21 protein-coding genes are annotated in these 22,012 nt (G+C 73.5%); 12 read left to right on the plus strand and 9 right to left on the minus strand.

Annotated elements, in window-relative coordinates; genetic code table 11:
* Nucleotides 1-267: 267 nt before the first annotated feature.
* A complete protein-coding gene (locus tag AC067J_RS19300; protein WP_478300690.1) occupies nt 268-1,263 on the minus strand; it encodes an aldo/keto reductase in 996 nt (331 codons plus the stop codon).
* Nucleotides 1,264-1,590: 327 nt separating this feature from the next.
* Between AC067J_RS19300 and AC067J_RS19305 the strand changes: the two genes are divergently transcribed.
* The 4 genes from AC067J_RS19305 (at nt 1,591) to AC067J_RS19320 (ending at nt 5,370) form a co-directional block, all read left to right on the plus strand.
* The gene (locus tag AC067J_RS19305; RefSeq protein WP_478300692.1) at nt 1,591-2,106 is read left to right on the plus strand and encodes a GNAT family N-acetyltransferase; all 516 of its coding nucleotides are present in this window, start codon (nt 1,591-1,593) and stop codon (nt 2,104-2,106) included.
* Between the two features lie 287 nt (nt 2,107-2,393).
* Nucleotides 2,394-3,365, plus strand: a complete 972-nt coding sequence (locus AC067J_RS19310) for an LLM class flavin-dependent oxidoreductase (protein WP_478300694.1) — start codon at nt 2,394-2,396, stop codon at nt 3,363-3,365.
* Nucleotides 3,362-3,790 carry a nucleoside deaminase gene (locus AC067J_RS19315; protein ID WP_478300696.1) on the plus strand — a complete coding sequence of 143 codons (429 nt, stop codon included), beginning with the start codon at nt 3,362-3,364 and terminating at the stop codon, nt 3,788-3,790. The genes AC067J_RS19310 and AC067J_RS19315 overlap by 4 nt, the downstream gene beginning before the upstream one ends.
* A gap of 290 nt (nt 3,791-4,080) precedes the next feature.
* Nucleotides 4,081-5,370, plus strand: coding sequence for a hypothetical protein (locus tag AC067J_RS19320; protein ID WP_478300698.1), 1,290 nt, complete (start codon nt 4,081-4,083; stop codon nt 5,368-5,370).
* A 208-nt stretch (nt 5,371-5,578) separates the two neighbouring features.
* On the opposite strand, the gene AC067J_RS19325 is transcribed toward AC067J_RS19320, so the two are convergent.
* Nucleotides 5,579-7,063, minus strand: a complete 1,485-nt coding sequence (locus AC067J_RS19325) for a tyrosinase family protein (protein WP_478300700.1) — start codon at nt 7,061-7,063, stop codon at nt 5,579-5,581.
* 208 nt (nt 7,064-7,271) lie between these two features.
* Between AC067J_RS19325 and AC067J_RS19330 the strand changes: the two genes are divergently transcribed.
* Nucleotides 7,272-7,694, plus strand: coding sequence for a hypothetical protein (locus AC067J_RS19330; protein WP_478300702.1), 423 nt, complete (start codon nt 7,272-7,274; stop codon nt 7,692-7,694).
* A gap of 23 nt (nt 7,695-7,717) precedes the next feature.
* Here the strand turns inward: AC067J_RS19330 and AC067J_RS19335 are convergent, their stop codons facing one another.
* Together AC067J_RS19335 and AC067J_RS19340 are read right to left on the minus strand one after the other, a co-directional pair.
* Complete coding sequence (locus tag AC067J_RS19335; RefSeq protein WP_478300704.1) at nt 7,718-8,350, minus strand: DUF5134 domain-containing protein; 633 nt, start codon at nt 8,348-8,350, stop codon at nt 7,718-7,720.
* Nucleotides 8,351-8,747: 397 nt separating this feature from the next.
* Nucleotides 8,748-9,572, minus strand: a complete 825-nt coding sequence (locus tag AC067J_RS19340; RefSeq protein ID WP_478300706.1) for a DUF1775 domain-containing protein — start codon at nt 9,570-9,572, stop codon at nt 8,748-8,750.
* A gap of 128 nt (nt 9,573-9,700) precedes the next feature.
* Here AC067J_RS19340 and AC067J_RS19345 point away from each other — a divergent pair, with 128 nt between their 5' ends.
* The gene (locus AC067J_RS19345) at nt 9,701-10,135 is read left to right on the plus strand and encodes a nuclear transport factor 2 family protein (protein ID WP_478300708.1); all 435 of its coding nucleotides are present in this window, start codon (nt 9,701-9,703) and stop codon (nt 10,133-10,135) included.
* A 103-nt stretch (nt 10,136-10,238) separates the two neighbouring features.
* Entirely contained in the window at nt 10,239-10,826 is a 588-nt protein-coding gene (locus tag AC067J_RS19350) for a DinB family protein (RefSeq protein ID WP_478300710.1), read from the plus strand.
* A 143-nt stretch (nt 10,827-10,969) separates the two neighbouring features.
* Here AC067J_RS19350 and AC067J_RS19355 read toward each other — a convergent pair whose 3' ends face one another.
* Entirely contained in the window at nt 10,970-12,241 is a 1,272-nt protein-coding gene (locus AC067J_RS19355) for a pyroglutamyl peptidase (RefSeq protein WP_478300712.1), read from the minus strand.
* A gap of 136 nt (nt 12,242-12,377) precedes the next feature.
* Nucleotides 12,378-12,713, minus strand: a complete 336-nt coding sequence (locus AC067J_RS19360) for a DUF4190 domain-containing protein (protein WP_478300714.1) — start codon at nt 12,711-12,713, stop codon at nt 12,378-12,380.
* Between the two features lie 183 nt (nt 12,714-12,896).
* Between AC067J_RS19360 and AC067J_RS19365 the strand changes: the two genes are divergently transcribed.
* On the plus strand, nt 12,897-14,126 hold the full coding sequence (locus AC067J_RS19365; RefSeq protein WP_478300716.1) for a sensor histidine kinase: 1,230 nt from the start codon (nt 12,897-12,899) through the stop codon (nt 14,124-14,126).
* The gene (locus AC067J_RS19370) at nt 14,123-14,890 is read left to right on the plus strand and encodes a response regulator transcription factor (RefSeq protein WP_478300718.1); all 768 of its coding nucleotides are present in this window, start codon (nt 14,123-14,125) and stop codon (nt 14,888-14,890) included. Before AC067J_RS19365 ends, AC067J_RS19370 begins: the two co-directional genes overlap by 4 nt.
* Nucleotides 14,891-14,949: 59 nt before the next feature.
* Here the strand turns inward: AC067J_RS19370 and AC067J_RS19375 are convergent, their stop codons facing one another.
* The 3 genes from AC067J_RS19375 to AC067J_RS19385 all read right to left on the minus strand — a co-directional run bounded on the left by AC067J_RS19375 (nt 14,950) and on the right by AC067J_RS19385 (nt 17,382).
* Nucleotides 14,950-15,792: a S1 RNA-binding domain-containing protein gene (locus tag AC067J_RS19375; protein WP_478300720.1), complete on the minus strand. Its 843-nt coding sequence runs from the start codon at nt 15,790-15,792 to the stop codon at nt 14,950-14,952.
* A gap of 112 nt (nt 15,793-15,904) precedes the next feature.
* Nucleotides 15,905-16,486 (minus strand): DUF6368 family protein, encoded by a 582-nt coding sequence (locus AC067J_RS19380; RefSeq protein WP_478300722.1) that lies wholly within the window; start codon nt 16,484-16,486, stop codon nt 15,905-15,907.
* A 164-nt stretch (nt 16,487-16,650) separates the two neighbouring features.
* Complete coding sequence (locus AC067J_RS19385) at nt 16,651-17,382, minus strand: SDR family NAD(P)-dependent oxidoreductase (RefSeq protein ID WP_478300724.1); 732 nt, start codon at nt 17,380-17,382, stop codon at nt 16,651-16,653.
* A 95-nt stretch (nt 17,383-17,477) separates the two neighbouring features.
* Between AC067J_RS19385 and AC067J_RS19390 the strand changes: the two genes are divergently transcribed.
* The 3 genes from AC067J_RS19390 (at nt 17,478) to AC067J_RS19400 (ending at nt 22,010) form a co-directional block, all read left to right on the plus strand.
* Nucleotides 17,478-18,329, plus strand: a complete 852-nt coding sequence (locus tag AC067J_RS19390) for a LysR family transcriptional regulator (RefSeq protein ID WP_478300726.1) — start codon at nt 17,478-17,480, stop codon at nt 18,327-18,329.
* Between the two features lie 214 nt (nt 18,330-18,543).
* Nucleotides 18,544-20,415 carry an acyclic terpene utilization AtuA family protein gene (locus AC067J_RS19395; RefSeq protein ID WP_478300728.1) on the plus strand — a complete coding sequence of 624 codons (1,872 nt, stop codon included), beginning with the start codon at nt 18,544-18,546 and terminating at the stop codon, nt 20,413-20,415.
* On the plus strand, nt 20,412-22,010 hold the full coding sequence (locus AC067J_RS19400; protein WP_478300730.1) for an acyl-CoA carboxylase subunit beta: 1,599 nt from the start codon (nt 20,412-20,414) through the stop codon (nt 22,008-22,010). Before AC067J_RS19395 ends, AC067J_RS19400 begins: the two co-directional genes overlap by 4 nt.
* Nucleotides 22,011-22,012: the final 2 nt, after the last annotated feature.

A 22,012-nucleotide genomic window follows, 5' to 3' on the forward strand; every position in this document is an offset into this window, starting at 1 on the left:
GCTGCTCGTCCCTGCTCCTGTCACCCGGTCCCGGGATGCCGGCCGGGGAATGGGGGCACGAACTGCGAATCAATGCTGTAGAGGCGCGTTCCGGAAGTCGCACCGGAGTCCCGCGGCCGGCCCGTCGACCGTACCAGAGGCCGGCCCGGCCGCCGTGCCGATATTCGGACCGGCGGCCGGGCCTCCCGCCGCTCTCCCGCCGTCCTCCCGCCGCGCCCGTGCCACCGCGTGCCGCGCCCGTGCCGTCACCGTGGCGCCCGAGGTGGATCAGGCCCAGGGCAGCGCCGCGCGGGTGCGCCAGTACGCCTCGGCCGGCTCGGCGAGCGGGGCCAGTCCGGCGAGCTGCGCCGGGGTGAGGCCGAGCCCGACGGCGGTGAGGTTGGACGCCAACTGCCCGGCGGTGGCCGCCCCGGAGAGCACGATGTCCGCCCAGGGCTGGGCGGCGGCCGCGGCCAGCGCGAGTGCGTCGCAGGACGCGCCGGTGTCGGCGGCGAGGGCGCGCAGTGCGGCGGTGTCGGGTCCGGTGGCGTTGCGGTCGGCGAGGCGGCCGTTGGCCATGCCCTCCTTGACCACCACCAGCAGGCCCGCCGCGTGGGCCTCGGCGAGTGCCGGTCCGGCGGACGGCTCCAGGACGTTCCAGGTCGACTGGACGGCGGCGAACAGCGGCCGTCCGTCCGCCCGGACCTCGACCGCCGCCCGGACGGTCGCGGCCTGTGCCGGGCCACTGGTGGACAGGCCCACCCGGACGCCCCCGGCGGCCAGTTCCGCCAGCCGCGCGTGCAGCGCGGGGTCGGTGAGCGCGGGGCTGTCCGGGGTGACGGAGTGCACCAGGTACACGTCCGGGTGCGTGCCCAGCAGCGCCCGGGTCTCCGCGACCTGACGGTCGAACACCGCCGTCGAGTGCTCCTTGACCTCGTGCACGGGCACCCCGGAGGTCCGCCAGTCGGCGGTGTAGGTGTAGCCCCACTTGCTGCCGACCGTCACCTCGGCCGCCGCCCCGGGACGGGCGGCCAGCCACTCGCCGAGGAACTCCTCCGCGCGGCCGTAGGAGCGGGCGGTGTCGAAGTACCGGACACCCGCCGCGTAGGCGTCGTCGAGGAGGGCGTGGGTCCGTGCCCGCAGCGCCTCGACGGTGCGTTCGGCGGGCAGGTCGAGGTCGCGGCCGAGCGTGATGTAGCCGGGCCGTCCGACCGCGGCCGTGCCCAGGCCGAACCGGGCCACCGACGGTCCGGCGGCTGAGGATGCGGCGGGTGCGGTCGGCATGGCGGGGCTCCTTCGGCGGTCGCGGCGGGCGGCGGCAGGACGCCGGCCCGTACCGAACCCTATCCGCCGTCATCGACCGGACCGCCTCTGACCTGCGCCGACCCGGAGCGGGGACGGCTTGCGTGCGGTCCGCCCAAGGCCTTTGCACGGCCCACCCAAGGCCCGGCCACGGCCCGCCCACGGCCCACCCAAGGCCTGGTCCGGTGGCGGCCCTGCCGGGGACCGTCGGCCGCGGTGGGTACGGCCGGGGCCGCCCGAGTCCGGGCGGAGGGGGCGTCCTATGCTGCCGGGGCGTACGGATGATCACCGGCGGAGAGGGGCGACGACATGACCTACCGGATCGAACGGATCGGGCTCGCGGACTGGGAGCGGCTGCGGGAGGTGCGTCTGACGCAGCTGCTCGACACCCCGATGGCCTTCCTGGAGACCTACGAGACGGCCCTCTCCCACGGCGAGGAGGAGTGGCACGCACGGGTCCGGCGGGTGAACGAGCCGGGCAGCGTCGGTCTGGTGGCCGTCGCGGAGTCGGGGGAGTGGGTCGGCACGATGATCTCCTTCACGCCCGAGCCCGGCTCGGCCACGCTGGTCGGCGTCTGGGTGCACCCGGACCACCGCGGCCGCGAGCGCGGTGTGACGGACACCCTGCTGGACGCCGTCGTCGGCTGGGCCCGCGCGGAGTCCGGGGCGGAGCGCCTGCTGCTCTCCGTGCACGAGGAGAACACCCGCGCGGCGGCCTTCTACCGCCGCCGGGGCTTCGAGTTCACCGGCGGCACCAAGCCGTACGCGCTGGACCCGGCGGCACGCGAGCTGGAGATGGCGCTCGCCCTGGGCCCGCAGGGCTGACGCCACCGCCGCCCACCCGGCGCCCGGGTCCGCCGGCCCGGGCACGCCGTCCGCGCCGCCACCCGGGCGCCCCGCACCCCACCCCACCCCACTGCACCCCATCGCACCGCGCGGGCTCCGCGACCGTGATCCGGCCCGCCTGCCGGAGCCCGTGGACGACCGTGCGGTACCGGAAAGCAGGACTCCCGGCCATCCGCCCGTACTACCGGTGAATCCACGGCCGGACCGCCCCCGGACAGGCAGGAATCCCTTCTGACGGAGGGTCCCGCCTGGCTAGGCTTCGAGTCGTGAAGATCGGAGTCAACATCGTCAACTTCGGCCCCGGCACCGACCCGGGAGCCCTGCGGAGCTGGGCCCAGACCGTGGAGGGACTGGGCTTCGACCTGCTGATGGTCTCGGACCACATCGCCATCACGCCCGATGTCGCCGAGCGGTATCCGGAACCCTTCTACGAGCCCTTCACCACCCTGTCCTGGCTGGCGGGCGTCACCACGCGGGTCCGGCTCGGCACCACCGTCCTCATCGCCCCCTACCGGCACCCGCTGCTCACCGCCCGGATGGCGGCCAACCTGGACCAGCTGAGCGGGGGACGGCTGGTCCTCGGTGTGGGGGTCGGCTGGGCGCGGCAGGAGTTCGCCGCCCTCGGGATCCCCTTCGAACGCCGTGGCCGCCTGACCGACGAGCACCTCCGGGCCGTCCGGGAGGCCTGGGCCGACACCGCCGGCCACGGCGGCCGACGGATCCCGGTCTGGGTCGGCGGCAACAGCGACGCCGGGGTGCGGCGCGCCGTGCGGTTCGGGGACGCCTGGCACCCGCTGCGCCCCACCATGCCGTGGCTGCGCGAAGCGGCGGTCAGGCTGAAGGCGGCCGCCGACGAGCAGCAGGCCCCGGTGCCGGCCTTCGCGCCCCGGATCGCCCTCCGGCTGACCACGGCGCCCGTCGGCGGACCGGACCGCCTCGCCGGCGAGGGCACGATCGACCAGATCACGGCGGACCTCGACGAACTGCGGCTGCTGGGCGCGGAGACCGTCGTCCTCGACCCCTACGACCGCGACCCCCGGACGACCTGTCACCCGGAGACGGGCTGGCAGGCCCTGGCGACGGTGGCCGCGCACGTCCGCCCCCACCACGACCGGGGAGACCACCGCGACCACAGCGGCCGAAGCGGTCACAGCACCCGAAGCGGCGACGGCACCCAGAGCACCCACCGCACCCACAGCGACCGAAGCCCCCACGGCAACCGAACGGACCCGTCATGACCGCACCCGGCGACCACACCCTCCTCCGACGCGCCGTCGCACTCGCGGCCGAGGCATGCGACGGCGGGAACCCGCCGTTCGGCTCGCTGCTCGCGGGACCGGACGGGACGGTCCTGGCGGAGGAGCGCAACACGACCCTCACCGACCGGGACATCACCGCACACCCGGAGCTCAAGCTGGCGCGGTGGGCCGCACGGGAGCTGGACCCGGCCGCGGCGGCGCAGACCACCCTGTACACCAGCTGCGAGCCGTGCGGGATGTGCGAGGCCGTCATCCGCCAGGCGGGTCTGCGGCGGGTGGTGTTCGCCCTGTCCGGCGAGCAGCTCCTGGAGATCAGGCCGGGCAGTGGCCGGCTCCCCGTCCCGCAGGAGGGCCCCGCACTGCTCGACGAGGTGCGGGCCGTCGTCGAGCCGTACTACCGCTGACCACCCGATCCACCGGCGCCCTCCTCCCGCCCCGACCACCGGCCCCCGCGCGCCGACCGCCGCGGCCAGCCCCAGTCCGTCCGCCGTCCGTCCGCCGGCCGTCCCCCGCCCGTCCGCCGTCCGTCCCCCGCCCGTCCGCCGGCCGACGGCGCGGGGACTGTCGCAGGGGTGCGATAGTTTGTGGTCGCTCCGGGGAGGCGGCCGGGAAATCAGGTGCCCGTGCGAGGGGTCCTGTGCTTGCCTGTGTCGTGTCGTACACAGGCAGCGGACCAGTTGCTTCCACGTTCCCGATGCCGCACCACAGGAGGCTCCACATCAACGCCGTGATACGCAGGACCGTCCGCACCACCCTGGTCGCCGCCGCCTGCAGCACAGTTCTCGCCGCCGGGCTCGCCGCGTGCGGTACCGTCCAGCAGCTCACCGCCGCCGAGAAGGTCTCGGACGCCTTCGGGAAGCTCGGCGCGAGCAAGTCGTTCAGCGCGAAGGTCTCCGTCGACGCCACCCCCGCTCAGATCGAGGCCTTCGGCAACGCCACCGGCGAGAAGATCGACGCGGAGAGCGCGGCCGCGCTCTCCGCCGTGAGCCTGGCGGTCTCCTACAGCGCGGACAAGCCGCTGAAGGACGTCCAGCCGAGCAAGGGCGCGGACGGCAAGGCCGCCGACCCGCTGCTGACGGACAAGTCGCTCTCCTTCTCGTACGCGCTGACCGGCAAGGGCGGCAAGTCGCTCGTGGAGTTCCGCCAGGTCGGCGGCAAGGCCTACGCGCAGGCCGACCTGGCGGAGTTCGCCACCCTGGTCGGCGAGGACCCGTCCGAGGTCAAGGGGATGACGGAGGGCCTTCCCACGGCCATCCAGGGCGGCCTGACCGGCAAGTGGGTCTCCTTCGACCCGGCGTCGCTGAAGAGCTCCGGCAAGTCGGCGGGCGGCAAGGCCGGCGCCTCGCCCTCCGCCGCGCCCTCGCTGGACCCGAAGGTGTCGGAGAACCTCGCCACGTCGCTGAAGAACATCTTCACCAACAACGTCTCCTTCGAGGACAAGGGCAAGAAGGACGGCAAGGACCTGATCACCCTCAGCGCCCCCGCCCGCAAGCTGGCGGACGACCTGCTGAAGGCCTTCGAGCCGGTGGCCAAGGAGGTCCCGAACGTCGGCAAGCTGCCGAAGTCGGTCCCGAGCGACGTGCCGGACCGCAACGTCGCGGTGGACGTCTACCTCGACGGCGGCGCGCTGTCCGCGGTGAGCTTCGACCTCGCCCAGCTGGAGGAGAAGGTGCCCGCCGGCACCACCCTGCCGGTGAGGATCGCCTTCGGCAAGGACGCCCCGGCGGTCCAGGCGCCCACCGGCGCCGCCGAGATCACCGCGGCCGACATCGAGGGCCTCTTCGGTGACCTCGTCGGCGGCGGCCTGGGCGGCGCCGCGCTCGGCGACTCGTCCGATCCGGCCGCCGACGCCGCGCCGCTCACCGACGCCCAGGTGAAGGAGCTGACCAAGGGCGGCGTGCTGAACGAGGAGCAGGTGCGCCTCTACAACAAGCTGGGCCTCGGCTACGACGAGATCAAGGACCTGGCCTCCGCGGGCGCGTGACCCCGCCCCGCCCTGCCCTGACCTGATCTGGGTCCTTCCCTTCCCCGGTCCGATCGTCCACCCCGCCCGCCGTCTCCCGGTGGGCGGGGCGGACGCGCGTCCGGCCGCCGTCGGCCACTGCCCGGGGCGGGTGGTTCCTCCGCCCCCGGTGTCCGCCCCCGGTGTCCGTCCTCGCGAACCGGCCGGGTGGCCGTGCGTCAGGCCCGCCTCAGATGCTGGTGAGACTGACGCTCTCGAAGCTGGGCCTCGGGCCGGCCGACACCGGCTGCGGCACGGACGGCACGATCGAGACGGAGAGCGGACCCTCCGGCAGCAGGCCCTGCTCCGTCAGCCGCTGGACCTGCTCGGTGACGTCGTACCTCGCGTCGTGCGCGTCGGCGCCGGCCATCCCGAAGAAGGAGATCCAGCCGACGAAGTAGGGGCCTTCCGGGTCGAGGTCGCCCTCGGGGCCGTTGAGGAAGACGTGGAACGGTGTCCCGGGCGGCATGTTGGAGTGCACGTTGTGCACGGTGAGGATGAGGTTGGTCTGCGGCTCGTCGCTGGCGGCGAGCGAGCGCATGGCCCCCTGGACGCCGCTCGGTTCGAGGGACACCGTGGTCGCCGCCCGGACGTCGAGCGGTTGCCGGGGGTTGGCGACGGACGCGGCCAGGACCCGGTTGCCCGCCTGCGGGGCCGTGGCCGGCGGTACGTGCAACGGGCGGGTGCCCGTGCCGTCGGTCAGCGACTCGTACCCGTAGTTGCGCGCATCGTCCAGGACCGCCTGGCAGGAGGGTCGTCGCTCCTGTCCGTTCTCGTCGAAGAAGATGAACTCGTGGTCCAGCCAGGACGTGTGGTCCGGGTTGTGGTTGCCCTTCTCCAGCCAGCCCGACCAGAGCCGGTCGAGGTTGGCGTGGTGCAGCCAGAAGATCGGGTCGCGGGCGGAGCCGTTCACCCGGCCCATCCAGCCGCCCACACCGCCGTGGATCTGGTTGTGCGGGACGTTCTCCAGGTCGCCGAAGGCGAGCTGGAAGTGGGGCATGGTGGTGTAGGTGATCTCGCTGCCGAAGGTCGGCTGGACCGAGGACTGGCCCTTCGTGGCGGCGAAGATCGGCTCGCTCATCGCCGTGAAGGGGTTGACGTCGACGTAGGGGAGGACCTCGAACAGGGAGTTCGTCCCCTGGCTGCGGTGCGGGGTCTGCCAGAACTCCTCCTCGGTCGCCGGGTCCAGGTCGTCCGGGAGGAAGAGCGGGTTGTCGACCGTGAGGCTGGTGCTGCCCGGGCGGTCCGGCATCTTCGGGTTGCGGAAGGCCGCCGGGAGTGCGCGCGAGGTGAAGTTCGTGGGCCGGGACCTGGTGGGTGCGTCCAGGGCGTAGTTCCAGTACGGCAGGGCCCAGGTCGTGGAGGGGTCGGGGGTGATGCCCTCCTCGGCGGCGATCTCCTTGATGGCCGCCCGGATGATCCGCTCGAAGTACCAGAGGTAGCCGCGGTGCCACGGCAGGAAGAACCAGCCGCCGTGCGGACACTGGCTGAAGGCCTCGTGCGTCTCCGTGATGGTGGGCGGGATGGCGTGGATGCACCCCTGGAACTCCCAGCTGGTCGGCTCGCTGAGGGGCCGCTCCTGCATCCGGCCCACGGCCCGGGCGTACCAGTACATCACCGGGTCCCACTCGGCCAGCTTGCTCGCGTCTTTTCGCTCGAACGTGCCGTTCGACATGTCACTCCTAGGTTCGGGCGGGACGCCCTCGTCGGGCGCCCCGGATTCCTACCGGTGGCGACGACCGCCCCAACGGTCTTTCGTCCACAAACGTTCTGCGGGGTGAACCGCACGCGCCATCCGGACGTGCGGCGGGGTCGGGGCCGGGCGGTCGCAGGACCCTGGAACGAGGTGATCGAACTGCCTCACCTTGTCCAGGAGGGACGAAATGAACGTCATGGAGTTGACCGGGACGTACACCTACCGGAGCTTTCTGGAGGTGCCGGATCCCGTCGACGACTTCAACAGGCTCCGCTTCGCCCAGGCGCAGCTGAAGCTGGTGGCCGAACAGGACGGCGCCGTCAGCGGTCAGCTGATCCTCTCGGACCCGGGGGAGGAGCCACTGATCGTCATGGACATGGTCGGACGGGCCTCGGCCTCGCCCCGCGTCTCGTTCACCCTGACCGGTCGGGGCCGGCCGCCCGTCGCGGACTTCCACTACGAGTACGACGGCGCCGTCCTGCGCCACTGGGAGGCCGGGATCGACCAGCGGATCGTCCTCGCCGGGACGGTGCTGCGGGCGGAGCCCCACGGGGGCGCGCCCGCCGGGCAGACCGCGAGCTTCCTCGCGGTGCGGCGCGACGGCGCGTGACCGGGTCAACGGACGACCCGCCGTCAGCTCATGCCGAGCAGCATGTAGACCATGCCGATCGACATCACCGTGCGCCGCGAGGCCACCAGGCCGGGTGAGGCCGGGGCGGGCGAACCCGGCGCGGCCGGTCCGCGGGCACGGGCCGGCCGCGCTGCCGCGGTCCGGTCGCCGGAGCCCGGGCGCCGCAGCAGCGCACCGGCGCCGCAGACGGCGTAACCCAGGAAGTACGCGGCCAGTGCCAGCAGGGTCCATTCCGGTACCGCGGCATGGGCGCCCCCGTGGGCGGGACCGCCACCGGAGTGGTGGTGCGCCGGTGCCATGAACAGCATCAGGGCGGCCATGGCGGCCGCGCCGAGGATGTGGTGGGGATAGTGGAGCCAGCCGTCGTCGAGCGCGGTGCGGGGGCGGCGGGCCAGCCGTCCTGCCAGGAGGAGGGCCGGCCAGGCCGCGGACGCGGCGAGCAGCGACGCCCATAAGGCGCGCGGCAGGGGGTCGAACGCCGGTGCCGTCATCGCGACCATGGCGAGTGCCATCACGATCTCGGTCGGTTCCAGCCGGCGGTCCGGGCAACGGCGCCCGACGACGAGGACGCAGTGGGCCGCGCACCAGCCGGTCAGGGCGATCAGGAGCACGGTGGCGATCACGGGCTCTTGCACGGGAACCCCCGTTCCATGGCCGTACTCCGGCCCCGGCGGCGCCGCAGGACGGTGGGTGCGGCCGGCGGTCGGACGGCCCCGTTCCGGCGGGCCGTCCGGACCAGGGATGACGGCCCCCGGACGGTGCGGCCGGCCGACGGTCGGGGCGGGCCGGGCTGCTGCGCCTGGTGGGCGCCGTACGGGTTCCCTTCCACGGTAGGCCGGGCCGCCGGTCGACGCGCGGGGAGGCCTCGCCGGTGCGGAGGGGTCCGGTCGCCGTCCGCCTCCGCCCCGCCTCCGGACACGCCTCCGCCCCGCCTCCGGACACGCCGCGCGGGTGGTCGGCCGTGCTCGGACGGCGGGTCAGCCGGTAGGGCGGCGAGCCGGGCGGTCGGCAGGTCGGCGGGCGGCGGGCGGGTCAGCGGGCGGAGCCCCGCCCCTGCCCGCGCCGCCGCCACCAGACGACGGCGGTGGCGAGCACACCGACGCCGACGACGGCGCCCACGGCGACGGGGACGGCGGACGAGGAGTCGCCGCCGCCGTCGGCGGAGCCGACCGGTGCGCCGGTGCTGCTCCCGGAGGCCGTGGCGGTCGTCGTGGCCGTGGTGGTTGTGGCCGTGGCCGTGGTGGTGGCCGTGGCGGCGCCGGTGCTCGCCGGGCTGCCGGAGGGGGCGAGCGCTGTGGCCCCCGGCGAAGCCGCCGCGAGCCTCAGGACGGGCGCCGGGTGGGCGGGCTCGGCGCCGCTCCGGGGGAGTTCGATCCAGCGGTCGACACGGCCGTCCCCGTAGGTCTCCAGGGTCTTGAAGACCAGGGCGTCCGTGTCGGGCAACTGCCTGATGGTGACCTTGTGCACGGCGTCCTGGCCCACCGGGAGCGCGGGGCCGCCCACCGTGTAGCCGTCGGCGGTGGTGGCGAAGGTCCAGCCCGCGGGGGCGCCGGCGAGTACCACGTCGGCGGGCCCGATGCCCTCCGGGAGGACGACCTGGACCTTCGCGAGACCCGCGGTGTCGGACTCGGCCTCGCCGGTGAAGGTGACCGTGACGTTCGTGGCCAGGGCCCGGGCGTCGTCCGCCGCGACCTCGACGTGCGCGAGGGCTGCGGTGACCGTCATGACGGTCGCGGCGGCGGTCAGCGCGGCCGTGGTGGCGGCGCGGGCGACGGCCCGTGAGCGGCGGACGGGCATGGCGCTCTCCCGGGCGACGGCGGCCGCTCCGAGCGCGGCCGTGACAGGGCCATCCTGCACCGGCCGGGTCCGGACCGCCTCCACGGGAGCCGGCGCCGGAACCGGATCCGGCATCGACCCGGAAGCGGCCCTCCCGGACGCGGCCCTGTGATTGTGTGGTGCTCCGTGCCCGACTCCAGGAGGCCGCTGTGTCCCGAACGCCCCAGCAGATCTTCCAGAGCTACGTCCATGCGGGTGCCCTGACCCGGAACGCCGACGCCCTCGCCGAGAACTTCACCGAGGACGGCGTCCTGGAGGTTCCGCTCATGCCCGCCGACGGCGCCTTCCCCAGGAGGCTGGTGGGGCGTGAGGAGATCCGCAGGACGATGGCGGCCTACTACGAGCAGCAGGCGGCGGCGGGGGGCCGTCCGCCGAACCTGGAGAAGTCCGGCTACGTCCTGCACACGACCTCCGACCCCGACGTGTTCATCGCCGAGATCGACACCGTCTTCGACGGCGACGGCGACGGCGACGGGGGTGGCGGTGAAGGTGACGTGACCGTGTCGCTGGTGCAGATCTTCCGGATCCGGGACGGGAGGATCGCCCGGCTGCGCGACTACTTCGCGCCCGAGCTGATGAGCTGATGAGCTGACGGGCCGCCCGACGGGCCGACGCGGGTCGGCGGGAGCCGCACGTGGCCCGTCGGCGGGGAAACTCGCTGGCGGGCCCCGGATCCCATGAAGGATCATGGAACGCATGAGCGACCAGCCCTCGAACCACGACCAGCCCGTACGGTGGACCCAGGCGACCGTCTACCCCGACATGTGGGTGAACCCCGACGACGACCCGCGCGACCACGGCGGAGCCAGCCCCGAGGGCGAACTCGCCACGCTGCTCGACTTCCTGACGGGCTACCGCATGACCCTGCGGATGAAGTGCGAGGGCCTGGACCCGGAGCAGCTGGCCCGCCGGTCGGTCCCGCCGTCGACGATGTCGCTGCTCGGCCTGCTCCGGCACCTCGCCGAGGTGGAGCGGGACTGGCGCAACTGGATGACCGACGGCGAGCCGCTCGCGAAGCTCTACGGCAGGCGTGACGCGGACTTCGACGAAGCCGTCGCCGACCAGGCCGTGGTCGACGCCGCGTACGCGGACCTGGAGCGCGAGCAGGCCGAGACCGACGCGGCGCTGGCCGCGTACCCGGACCTGGGCCTGCGGCTGAAGGAGGGCGGGATCCCGGTGCGGGAGCTGATGGTGCACCGGATCGACGAGTACGCCCGCCACTGCGGACACGCCGACCTCCTGCGCGAGTGCGTCGACGGCCGGGTGGGCCAGTGAGCCCGTCGCCCCGGCCGGCCACCGCCCACGAGTGACGGGCGGTGGCCGCACCCGCGACCGGTACGGGAGCCCGGCGCCGGCGAGGTGGTGACCGGCGAGTGGTGGTCGGCGAGGTGGTGGCTGGCCGTGGAGGCCCCGGGTCGTCAGCCGGCGGTGTGCCGCAGGACGTCGAGGATCTCGCCGGTGATCGCGGCCTCGTTCTGCTCGAACACCGGCCCGGTGAGCTGCTCGGTCCGCTCCGGGAGGCCCGTCAGCACGGGCGTGTGCAGGTGGCCGCCGGGCAGCTGCGGGGCGAGTTCCAGCCGCAGCCGGTTGGTGCGGTAGGCGACCTCGTTGGAGAGGTAGCCCCCGCCGCCGCCGGCGACCGCGCGGGAGCCGGGGGTCGGGCCGTCCGCCCGGTCGACCGGGCCGTCGGCCCCGGCGGGGATCTCGGTGACGGTGGTGTTGACCTCTACCGGGTACGGCTGCTGGACGGCGGTCATCGGCCCGGTGGGCAGGCTGGTGGCGATGAACTCCGCGCCGGGGCCCAGGCCGGGAGCGGTGACGGGGTGCTCGCGGGTGCCGCCGGAGAGCGCGCCGGCGTTGTCGGGGTAGGGGTCGGCGGAGCGGGACCGGCCGGCCCAGGCCTCCAGGGTGAACAGCCCGGGGTAGCCCTGGCTGATGGTGGTGATGAGGTCCGCGGAGCGGCGGCCGGGGGCGAGCCGCGGAGCGAAGGCGCGCTCGACGATGCCGCGGTCGAAGTCGCCGTAGCGGACCGGGAACAGTACCGCCTGGATCTCGGCGGGGGTCCCGTCGGCCAGGGTGATCCGGCGTCCGTCCAGCTGCAGGGCCGCCGAGCCCGAGGGATTGGCGCGGCGCAGCTCGGCGTCCAGGCCGAACGGGTCGAACCCGCTCACGAAGATCCGGCGCACGCCCGGACGGCCGGCGAACCCGCTGTCGGAGAGTCCGCGCGAGGCGTCCTCGAAGCGCTGCCGCAGGGCGGCCGCGTCGACGGGGAAGTCCGGTTGCCAGCGGTCGAGTCGGACGGTCATGGCGACCCTGGTCCAGTACAGCGGCCGGTCGTCGGCGGTCGGCAGGTCACCGCCGGGGCGGTGGCCCTGGGCGCGGTCGACGCCGGCCCGCCAGAGGGCTTCGCCCCAGGCGTCGACCAGCCGTTCGGCCTGGGCGGCGTTGCGCGCGGTGCAGAGCGCGGCGGGGAAGCGGCGGACGAAGTCGCCGAAGCCCCCGCGTTCGACCAGGGCGGTGGTCCGCTGGTCCGCGGTGCGCGCCTGCTCCCGGTCCAGCGGCGCGGTGTCGACGGTCCGGCAGGAGGGCCGGGCCGGCTGCGCGGTGGCGGTGGCGGCGGGGAGGACGGCGGCGGCGAGTGCGCCGATGAGGGTCGCGGCGAGGGCGGCACGGCGCCCGGCGGTCGTCATGTCGTGGACACTACATTCCGCGTCCGGTCCCCACCAGGGCGTCGCATCGGAGCACCCGCCGGGACGGCGGGTCGTCCCGTCCTGCCGGGAGGATTCGCCCGTCGCCCGTCGCCCGTCGCCCGTCGCCCCTCGCCGGTCAGTTCCCGGTGAGCTGCTGGTGGACGCACTGCGTGTACTGCCGGAGGCTGTCGGGCTGGTAGCACTCCTGCGTCTCGTTCGCGTACCAGGCGAAGAAGACGGCGACCAGGACGGACACCACGATCGCGATGGCCGACGCCACCACGCCGGTGAGGGCCCTGCCCCGGCCGGTACCGGTCCGCTTGGCCCTCGTCAGGGCGACGACGCCCACGACCAGGCCGACGCCGCCGACCAGGCCGCCGACGAAGAAGATCGACGTGCTCAAGCCGATGACCCCGAGCACCATGGCGGCCCCGGCCGGCCCGTTGGTCGACGCCGTGCGATGCGGCGGCATTTCCATTCCTCGCGTGTTCATCAAACGTCCTCCGGTCGACTGTTCAGGTGTTCAGATGCTCAGGTGTTCAGGGCACGATCCTGGCCTCCGGGATCGCGCACGCGCATCGCGGGAAGGCGGGAGAAGGCCCTCCCCCGATCGGGGGAGGTTGCCGCTGAGCTGCCCGGTCATACTGGGGCGACCATGATCAGAGGACTCCGGCCGCTGCTGCGCGGCTCCACGTATTCGGGCATGCTCTTCGCCTATTGCGGCGCGTTGGCGAGCCTTCCGCTGCTGCCCTTCGCCCTGCTGCCGACACTGGCGTGGCCGTCCGCTCCCTTCGGAGCGCAGGCCGCCCTGGTCCTCCTGGCCTGGGCGGCACTGATCGGCTCGGTCGGTCTTGCCCGTGCCGTGCGGCGGGCACTGATCGCCTTCGCCCGCCCGCTTCTGAGGGTGCCGTTGCCGTCCCCCGCCGCCGCGCCGTCCGGCGCCGACCGTTGGCGGACTCCCCTCTGGCTGCTGCTGCACGTGGCGCTGGGGTGGACGGGGGCGCTGACGAGCGGCGTGCTGATCCTCATGGGGATCGCCCTCCCCGGGGACTGGCTCGGTGCCGACGCCGAGCTGAGCCTGTCCGGCCGGGAGTTGCGGTCCGACGGCGGATGGCAGAGCTGGGTGGTGGCGCTCTGCTGCCTGCTGCTCGCGGCGGTCGTGTGCATGGCGGTGACGAGCGCGCTGCGGTGGCTGGCGCCCAGGCTCCTCGGTCCGTCGGTGGCCGAGCGGATCGCGCTGATGGCCGAGCGGGAGCAGCGTCTTGCCGAACGCAACAGGCTGGCCCACGAGTTGCACGACTCGATCGGGCACACGCTGACCGCCACCACGATCCAGGCGGCGGTCGCGGGCGAGGTGCTCTCCGCCGACCCGGGGGCGGCGCGGGCCGCGCTGCGCAGCATCGAGGAGTCGGCCCGGGCCGCGCTGGAGGATCTGGACTACGTACTGGGCGTACTGCGCGAGGAGAAGGCGGAGACGGCACCGACCCGGACCCTCGCCGACCTGCCCGAGCTGCTCGACCGGTTGCGACACGCGGGCGCGGTCCTCGATGTGGAGCTGTCCGGCGACTTGGCGCAGGTGCAGGGGACGCTCTCCCGGGCCACGTACCGGATCCTCCAGGAAGGGCTGACGAACGCGTTGCGGCACGGGACGGGCGGTCCGATCGGCGTCCGGGTGGCGGTGGCGCCGGACTGCCTCGAACTCGGTGTGGTCAACGGGGCGGGCGCGGGCATGCGCACCGGCGCGGGCGTCTTCCGGACGTCCGGGCACGGCCTGCCCGGCCTTGCCGAGCGCGTGCGCCTGCTGCACGGCGAGATCGAGGTCGGCCCGGACGGGCCGCGGCACTGGCGGCTGGCGGTCCGGCTGCCGGTACGGGGCTCGGCATGACCGGTTCCGACGCGAGTCCGGCCGCCGCGACGGGCGCCGGCTCCGGCCCCGACGCCACCAGCCCTGACCGCACCCCCGTCACCCTCTTGATCGCGGACGACGACGAGGTGACCCGCAGCGGTCTGCGCACCCTGCTCGCGGCGCAGCCGGGGATCGACGTGGTCGGAGAAGCAGCCGACGGCGTCGAGGCCGTCGAGCAGGCGCGGCGGCTGCGGCCGGACGTGGTCCTGATGGATGTGCGGATGCCGAGGTGCAACGGGATCGAGGCCACCCGGCTCCTCCTCGCCGAGCCGGCCCGCGCGGCCCGCGCGGCCTGTGCGGCTCGGTCGGTCGCACCGCCCAAGGTCGTGGTGATCACCACCTTCGAGAACGACGGTTACGTCACTGCGGCGCTCGGCGCGGGGGCCAGCGGGTTCGTGCTCAAGCGGCTTCCGGTCCGGCAGATCGCCGAGGCGGTGCGGGTGGTGGCGGCGGGGGAGGCGATCCTCTTCCCGGCGGCCCTGCGCCGGATGGTCGCCGCCCGCCCGCTGGGCTCCGCCGAGGCGCTGCCGAGGGCGGCGCTGACGGAGCGGGAGGAGGAGGTGCTGCGGCTGATGGCCACCGGCCTGACCAACCCGGAGATCGCGCAGTCGCTCATGGTGAGCCTGGAGACGGTGAAGACGCACGTCGGGAACGTGCTGACCAAGCTCGGCGCGCAGAACCGGACCCACGCGGTGGTGATCGCGTACGAATCAGGCCTGGTGGTGCCGGGGTTCACCGGCTGACGCGCAACGTGGTGCTCGGCGTGCCCGGTCGGCCGGACACGCTTGTCGGCGCCGAGCGGTCACGCTTCCTGCGACCGGTCGTGAGTCGTGCCCGCTCGGTCGGCGGCGCACAGTCTCACCCGGTGATGCCGAACGTCGACCTCTGTGACCTTCACGGTGATCAGCTCGCCTTCGTCGATGAGCTCGTCGGGGGATTCGACCGGTTCGTCGGTCAGTTCCGAGAGGTGCAGGAATCCCTCCACGTCAGGAGCGAGCCGCACGAACACGCCGAAGGGAACGATCTTGACGATCGGCCCGGTGAGAACTCGGCCGACCTGGTCCGCGAAGCGGATGAGGGGATCCTCCTGGAGTGCCTTGAGCGAGAGCGTGGCCTGTCCGGTCCGGGTCTCGGCAACGATCACCTTCGCAGTGATCCGCCGGCCGGGTTCGACGACTTCGGCGGGGTGGCCGATCCGGGACCACGTCAGGTCCGGCACCCGGACGAAGCCGGTGCACAAACCGTCAGGTTCGCCGTCGAGATGAACGAAGACCCCGAAGTTGTGCACCTCCGCGACGATCCCGGTGACAACCCGTCCGCGCTCCAGTGCAAGGAGGAAGGACCGCAAGGCCGGGATCTCGCAAGCCCTCGCGGAGAGGCGAAGCTGACCTTCACCCCAACGCCCGATCTCCTCGGCGTCGAGCTCCTGGCCGATGTCGAAGACCTCGGAGGGGTGCTCCACCCGACGCATCGAAGCCTCTTGCCGAGGAATCCGACCGATCTCGGTCCTCCCCCCTTCGGCATCCACGAGCTCCACGAGGGCATCCACTCCGTCGAACCCGATGACCTTCACCGCTCTCACGGCCCCCGGCCGGAGCTGGTCGATCAAGGACTGCGCGCGAGGGTCAGGGGTTGGCTCGGACATGGAGCTGAGCCTAGTCGGCGCCGGCCGCACCGGTCCCCACTCCCGTGACCCGGTTCATACCGATACCTCTGCCCCCGCGTCTCGACGAACGCCGACCTCGGCCCCGGGGGCGCTACTTGATCAAGTGAAAATCGGGATGCGGCAGCCATGCCTCCAGAAATTCCACGTCCCCGACGTGCCGAAGCCACCGCTCACCGCCCCAGGTGTCGTAGGAAACCTCCACGAGCCTTCCCGGGAGGGCCGACGTCAGTGCTCTCGCCCGGGCCAGTACCGCCTCGTTCCCCGTGTCGTCTCCCGCAGCGGGGCGGCTGCTCAGGAGACCGGCGAAGTCGACCAGCGCGTCGAGACGGCGGGCTAGAGCGAGCGCCAGGTGGCCGAGCAGCACGTGGTTCACCGGGCCCGAGCAGCCGGCGCCGACCACCAGTCCCTGTACCGGTGGACGCGAGAAGGCCGAGTAGTCCTCGTCCTCGGCAGGTATCTCCTCGTCCTCGGACAGGAAGAACACGCCGACGTCGGCTGGATCGAAGGCCTGCAGGCCCAGGGGCGAACCGTCTCGCACCCAGAAGTCCACGTTGTCGCCGGCCTTGGTCTCCACCGGGTCGCAGAAAGTCTCCAACCACGGGGCCACATCGGTCAGGATGTCCGCGAACCCGCGTGGTTCGAAGAGCCACAGTCCGAGTGCCGGTCCCGACATGCCGCCCCCAGAGCTTCGTGGCCCAGGCGCCACCGAGACCCGTTTCTACCAGGTCCCGGCGGTGGACGTCTGAATCATTTCGAGTAACAGCCCTGCCCTGGGCGAAGCGGCCTCGCCCTGGTGGCTGCGCGGGTGATGACCGCCGTGCACTTCACCAGGGCACTTCACCAGGGCACTACGCCGGCGTCGTCGAAGAACCGGCCCGTCGGGCCGTCGTCGGGCAGGGTCGCGAGCTTGATGGCGATGGCCGCGCCCTGTTCGGGGGTGCGCACGCCCCGGAAGCCGTTGAGGTCGGTCGCGACGTAGCCGGGGCAGCCGGCGTTGATCAGGATGTTCGTGCCGCTCAGCTCCCGGGCGTACTGGAGGGTGACGGCGTTCAGGAACGTCTTCGACGGCGAGTACGCCACGGCCACCGGACCTGCGGTCGGCTCACCAGTGGTCCCTGACTGCCGGGTGAGGGAGCCGACACTGCTGGACATGTTCACGATCCGCGGCGAGGCGGAGCGGCGCAGCAGCGGCATCATCGCGTTGGTGACGCGGATGACGCCGATCACGTTGGTCTCCACGACCGTTCGGACGGTCGCGAGGTCGACGCGGGTGGGTTCCTGCGGCATGCTGCCGCTGATGGCGGCGTTGTTGACGAGCACGTCGAGTCGCCCGGCCTGTTCCTCGATCAGCCGTGCGGCGGCGGTCGCGCTCGCGTCGTCGGTCACGTCCAGCGGTACGCCGAACGCGTCGACGCCGGCCGCGCGCAGTTTCTCCACCGCGGCCTTGCGACGCTGATCGTCGCGGGCGCCGACGCCGACGCTCCAGCCGAGGGCGCCCAGCCCTGCGGCGATCTCGTAGCCGATTCCCTTGTTCGCACCGGTGACCAGCGCAATCGTTCGTTCGCTCATGGGGACCATGCTGCTCCCGGACCCCGGCGGGGGTCCAAGACCGATTGGGTGGGCAACGATACCTTCCAGGTATCGATCCGGAGTACCGTGGCCGGATGGAGACCAGGGAACTGCGTTACTTCGTCGCTGTCGCCGAAGAGTTGCACTTCGGGCGCGCCGCGCAGCGGCTCGGGATCGCACAGCCGCCTCTGTCACGGGCGATCCAGCAGCTCGAACGCCGACTCGGGGCAGCGCTGCTGGACCGGACCAGCCGCACCGTCGCGCTGACCGAAGTCGGCTCGGTGCTGCTGGCCGAGGGACGGGCGGCCCTCGACGCGGTCGAAGCGGCCGAGCGCCGGACCCGCCGCGCCGCCCTTCCGCCGACCGGCCGTCCTGGCCTGGTCCTGGTCGCGAAGGCCAGCGCGTCCCGCGAACTGCTGGCGGAACTGCTGGACGCGTACGCCGCCGAACCCGGCGCGGTCGCCGTCGACGTCATCCTGTGCGGCCCGGCCGAGCAGGAACGACTTCTGCGCGAGGGCCGGGCCGACGTGGCGCTGCTGCACCGGCCGTTCGACTCGACGGCCGGCTTCCACACCGAAGAACTCGGCACGGAGGGCCAGGTCGTGGTCCTGCCGGCCGGGCACCCGCTCACCGTCCGGACCCATGTGCACATGGCCGACATCACCGGGCTGCCCGGCCTGCCCCTGCCGCGCTGGCCCGACCCCGACGGCAGCTACCCGCCCGGCCCCGGCCCGCAGGTCCGCGACCACGCGCAGTTGTTGCAGCTCGTCGCGCTCGGCCGTGCCTGCGCGGTCTCACCGGAGTCGTGCCGGGCTCAACTGCACGGTGACCTCGCCGCCGTGCCCGTGCTGGACGCGCCGAAGGTCACCACCGTGATCGCCTGGCCGCCGCACAGTCGGTCCAGAGCCGTCGCCGACCTCGTCCGGACTGCGACCCGCCTCCGGTAGTTCCCATACGCCTGGCCGGGTTCCACCTGTGGTGTCCCGGCTCGGCTGTCCGGCGTGGCCGGTCGCGGCCGTGGCCGGCCATCGATTCCGAACGGCCGGCCATCGGTTCCGGTCGCAGTCCCGGTCGGCGCTCGGGATGTTGCAGTGGATGAAAACAAGCAGGCATGATTGCTTTTTCTGGCTCACGGTGCCACTCTGCTCACCGACGGCGAACATGGGGCCCACCGGTCGGGGAGGCGCACGCGTGGAGTCGAAGGCGGAGTCGGGGTCGGAGTCGAGGCCGGTGGAGCGTCCGGTCCTGCGGGTCGGCAATGCGTCGGGGTTCTACGGGGACCGGTTCCCGGCGGTGCGGGAGATGCTCACGGGCGGGCCGCTGGACGTGCTCACCGGGGACTACCTGGCCGAGCTGACGATGCTGATCCTGGCCCGCGACCGGCTCAGGGACCCCTCGCTCGGGTACGCCCGCACCTTCCTGCGGCAGATGGAGGAGTGCCTCGGCCTCGCACTGGAGCGCGGAGTCAGGATCGTGACCAACGCGGGCGGGCTCAATCCCGCCCGACTGGCCGATGCCATCGGGGAGTTGGCGAAGCGGCAGGGCCTGCACCCGGCCGTCGCCCACGTCGAGGGGGACGACCTGCTGCCGCGCCGGGCCGAACTCGGCCTCCCGGAGGGGCTGCTGGCGGCCAACGCCTACCTCGGCGCGTTCGGCGTCGCGGAGTGCCTGACGGCCGGCGCCGATGTGGTGGTCACCGGTCGGGTCACCGACGCCGCGCTGGTCGTCGGTCCGGCGGTCGCCCACTTCGGTTGGGGCAGGGGCGACTTGGACGCGCTCGCGGGCGCCGTCGTCGCCGGGCACGTGCTGGAGTGCGGGGCGCAGGCCACCGGCGGCAACTACGCCTTCTTCCGGGAGCACGACGTCACCCGGCCGGGATTCCCGATCGCCGAGCTGCACGCCGACGGGTCCAGCGTCGTCACCAAGCACCCGGGGACGGGAGGCGCCGTCACCGTGGGCACTGTCACCGCCCAACTCCTCTACGAGACGGCCGGACCGCGCTACCTGGGGCCGGACGTGACGGCGCGGCTGGACACCGTCCGGCTCACCCGGGAGGGCGTCGACCGGGTCCGGATCGACGGGGTGCGCGGTGAGGCTCCGCCGTCCACGCTCAAGGTCGGGCTCAACCGGCTGGGCGGGTACCGCAACGAGGTCGTGTTCGTGCTCACCGGGCTGGACGTCGAGGCCAAGGCGGCCCTGGCGCAACGGCAGTTCGAGGACGCCCTGGACGCGGCGGGCGCGCCCGGGGACCGCCCGGCCGAGCTGCGCTGGACCCTGGCCCGCACCGACCACCCGGACGCGGCCACCGAGGAGGCGGCCTCGGCGCTGCTCCGGCTCACCGCCCGGGACCAGGACGCCGACCGGGTCGGCCGTGGCCTCGGCAAGGCGGCGGTGGAGCTGGCGCTGGCCGGCTACCCGGGCTTCCACCTGGCCGCGCCGCCCGGACCCGGGGCGCCGTACGGGGTGTTCACGGCCGTGGCGGTGGACGCGGCGGCGGTCGAGCACACCGCGGTCCTGCCGGACGGCCGCCGGGTGGCCGTCGCGCCCGCGGCCCAGTACACCAGTGCACGGCCCGCCCCGGAGCCGTCCACCCCGGAGTCGTCCACCCCGCCCCCGTCCGCCCCGCCCCCGTCCGCCACCGAGCCGGTCCCGGCCGGGGACCCGGGCCCCGCGCTCCCGGAGCCGCTCCCCGGTGGCGGCCCCACCCGCCGGGGACCGCTCGGCCTGGTGGCGGGCGCCCGCAGCGGCGACAAGGGCGGCGACGCCAACCTCGGCGTGTGGGTCCGCGACGAGCCCGGCTGGCGCTGGCTCGCCCACACCCTCACCGTCGACCGACTGCGCGAACTCCTCCCCGAGACGGCGGAACTGGAGATCACCAGGCACCTGTTGCCGAACCTCCGGGCGCTCAACTTCACCGTCACCGGCCTGCTCGGCGAGGGAGTGGCGGCCCAGCACCGCTTCGACCCGCAGGCGAAGGCGCTGGGGGAGTGGCTGCGCTCGCGCCACCTCGACATCCCGGAGGCACTGCTGTGACCGTCCTGCCCACCCGCCTCGACCCGGGCGGTGCCGACTTCGCCGAGCACCGCGCCGCGATGCTCGCCAAGCTCGCCGAACTGGACGCCGAGCACGCCAAGGCGCTGGCCGGCGGCGGGCCCAAGTACGTCGAACGCCACCGCGGGCGCGGCAAGTTGCTGCCGCGCGAGCGGATCGAGCTGCTGGTCGACCAGGACTCGCCGTTCCTGGAGCTCTCCCCGCTCGCCGCCTGGGGCAGCGACCACCCGGTGGGCGCCGCGCTGGTCACCGGGATCGGCGTGATCGAGGGCGTCGAGTGCGTGATCACCGCCAACGATCCGACCGTGCGCGGCGGCGCCTCCAACCCCTGGACGCTGCGAAAGGCCCTGCGTGCCAACGAGATCGCCCTCGCCAACCGCCTCCCGCTGGTCAACCTGGTCGAGTCCGGCGGCGCCGACCTGCCCAGCCAGAAGGAGATCTTCATCCCCGGCGGCGCCCTCTTCCGCGACCTCACCCGGCTGTCCGCCGCCGGAATCCCCACCGTGGCCGTGGTGTTCGGCAACTCGACGGCGGGCGGCGCGTACGTGCCCGGGATGTCCGACCACACCGTGATGGTGAAGGAACGGGCCAAGGTGTTCCTGGGCGGGCCGCCGCTGGTGAAGATGGCGACCGGCGAGGAGTCGGACGACGAGTCCCTCGGCGGCGCCGAGATGCACGCCCGTACCTCCGGACTGGCCGACCACTTCGCGGCGGACGAGCCGGACGCGCTGCGCCTCGCCCGCCGGATCGTCGCCCGCCTCGACCACCGCAGGGCGGGCCCCGGTCCGGACCGGGCGGCCGAGCCGCCGAGGTACGCCGAGGAGGACCTGCTCGGCATCGTCCCGGGCGACCTCAAGGTGCCCTTCGACCCGCGCGAGGTGATCGCCCGGATCGTCGACGGCTCCGACTTCGACGAGTTCAAGCCGCTCTACGGCACCAGCCTGGCCACCGGCTGGGCCCGTCTGCACGGCTTCCCGGTCGGCATCCTGGCCAACGCGCAGGGCGTGCTGTTCAGCCAGGAGTCCCAGAAGGCCGCGCAGTTCATCCAGCTGGCCAACCAGCGCGCCGTCCCGTTGCTGTTCCTGCACAACACGACCGGCTACATGGTCGGCCGGGCGTACGAGCAGGGCGGCATCATCAAGCACGGCGCGATGATGATCAACGCCGTCGCCAACTCCCGGGTGCCGCACCTGTCCGTGCTGATGGGTGCCTCCTACGGCGCCGGACACTACGGGATGTGCGGGCGGGCGTACGAGCCGCGGTTCCTGTTCGCCTGGCCGAGCGCCAAGTCGGCGGTGATGGGGCCGCAGCAGCTGGCCGGTGTGCTGTCGATCGTCGCCCGGCAGTCCGCCGCCGCCAAGGGGCAGCCCTACGACGAGGACACGGACGCGGCGGTCCGGGCCGTGGTGGAGCAGCAGATCGAGGCGGAGTCGCTGCCGGTCTTCCTGTCCGGGCGGCTCTACGACGACGGGGTGATCGACCCGCGCGACACCCGTACGGTGCTCGGGCTCTGCCTCTCGGCGATCCACAACGCGCCGGTCGAGGGCGCGTCCGGCTACGGCGTCTTCCGAATGTGAGG

The sequence above is a fragment of the Kitasatospora sp. NPDC042419 genome (assembly GCF_056437345.1).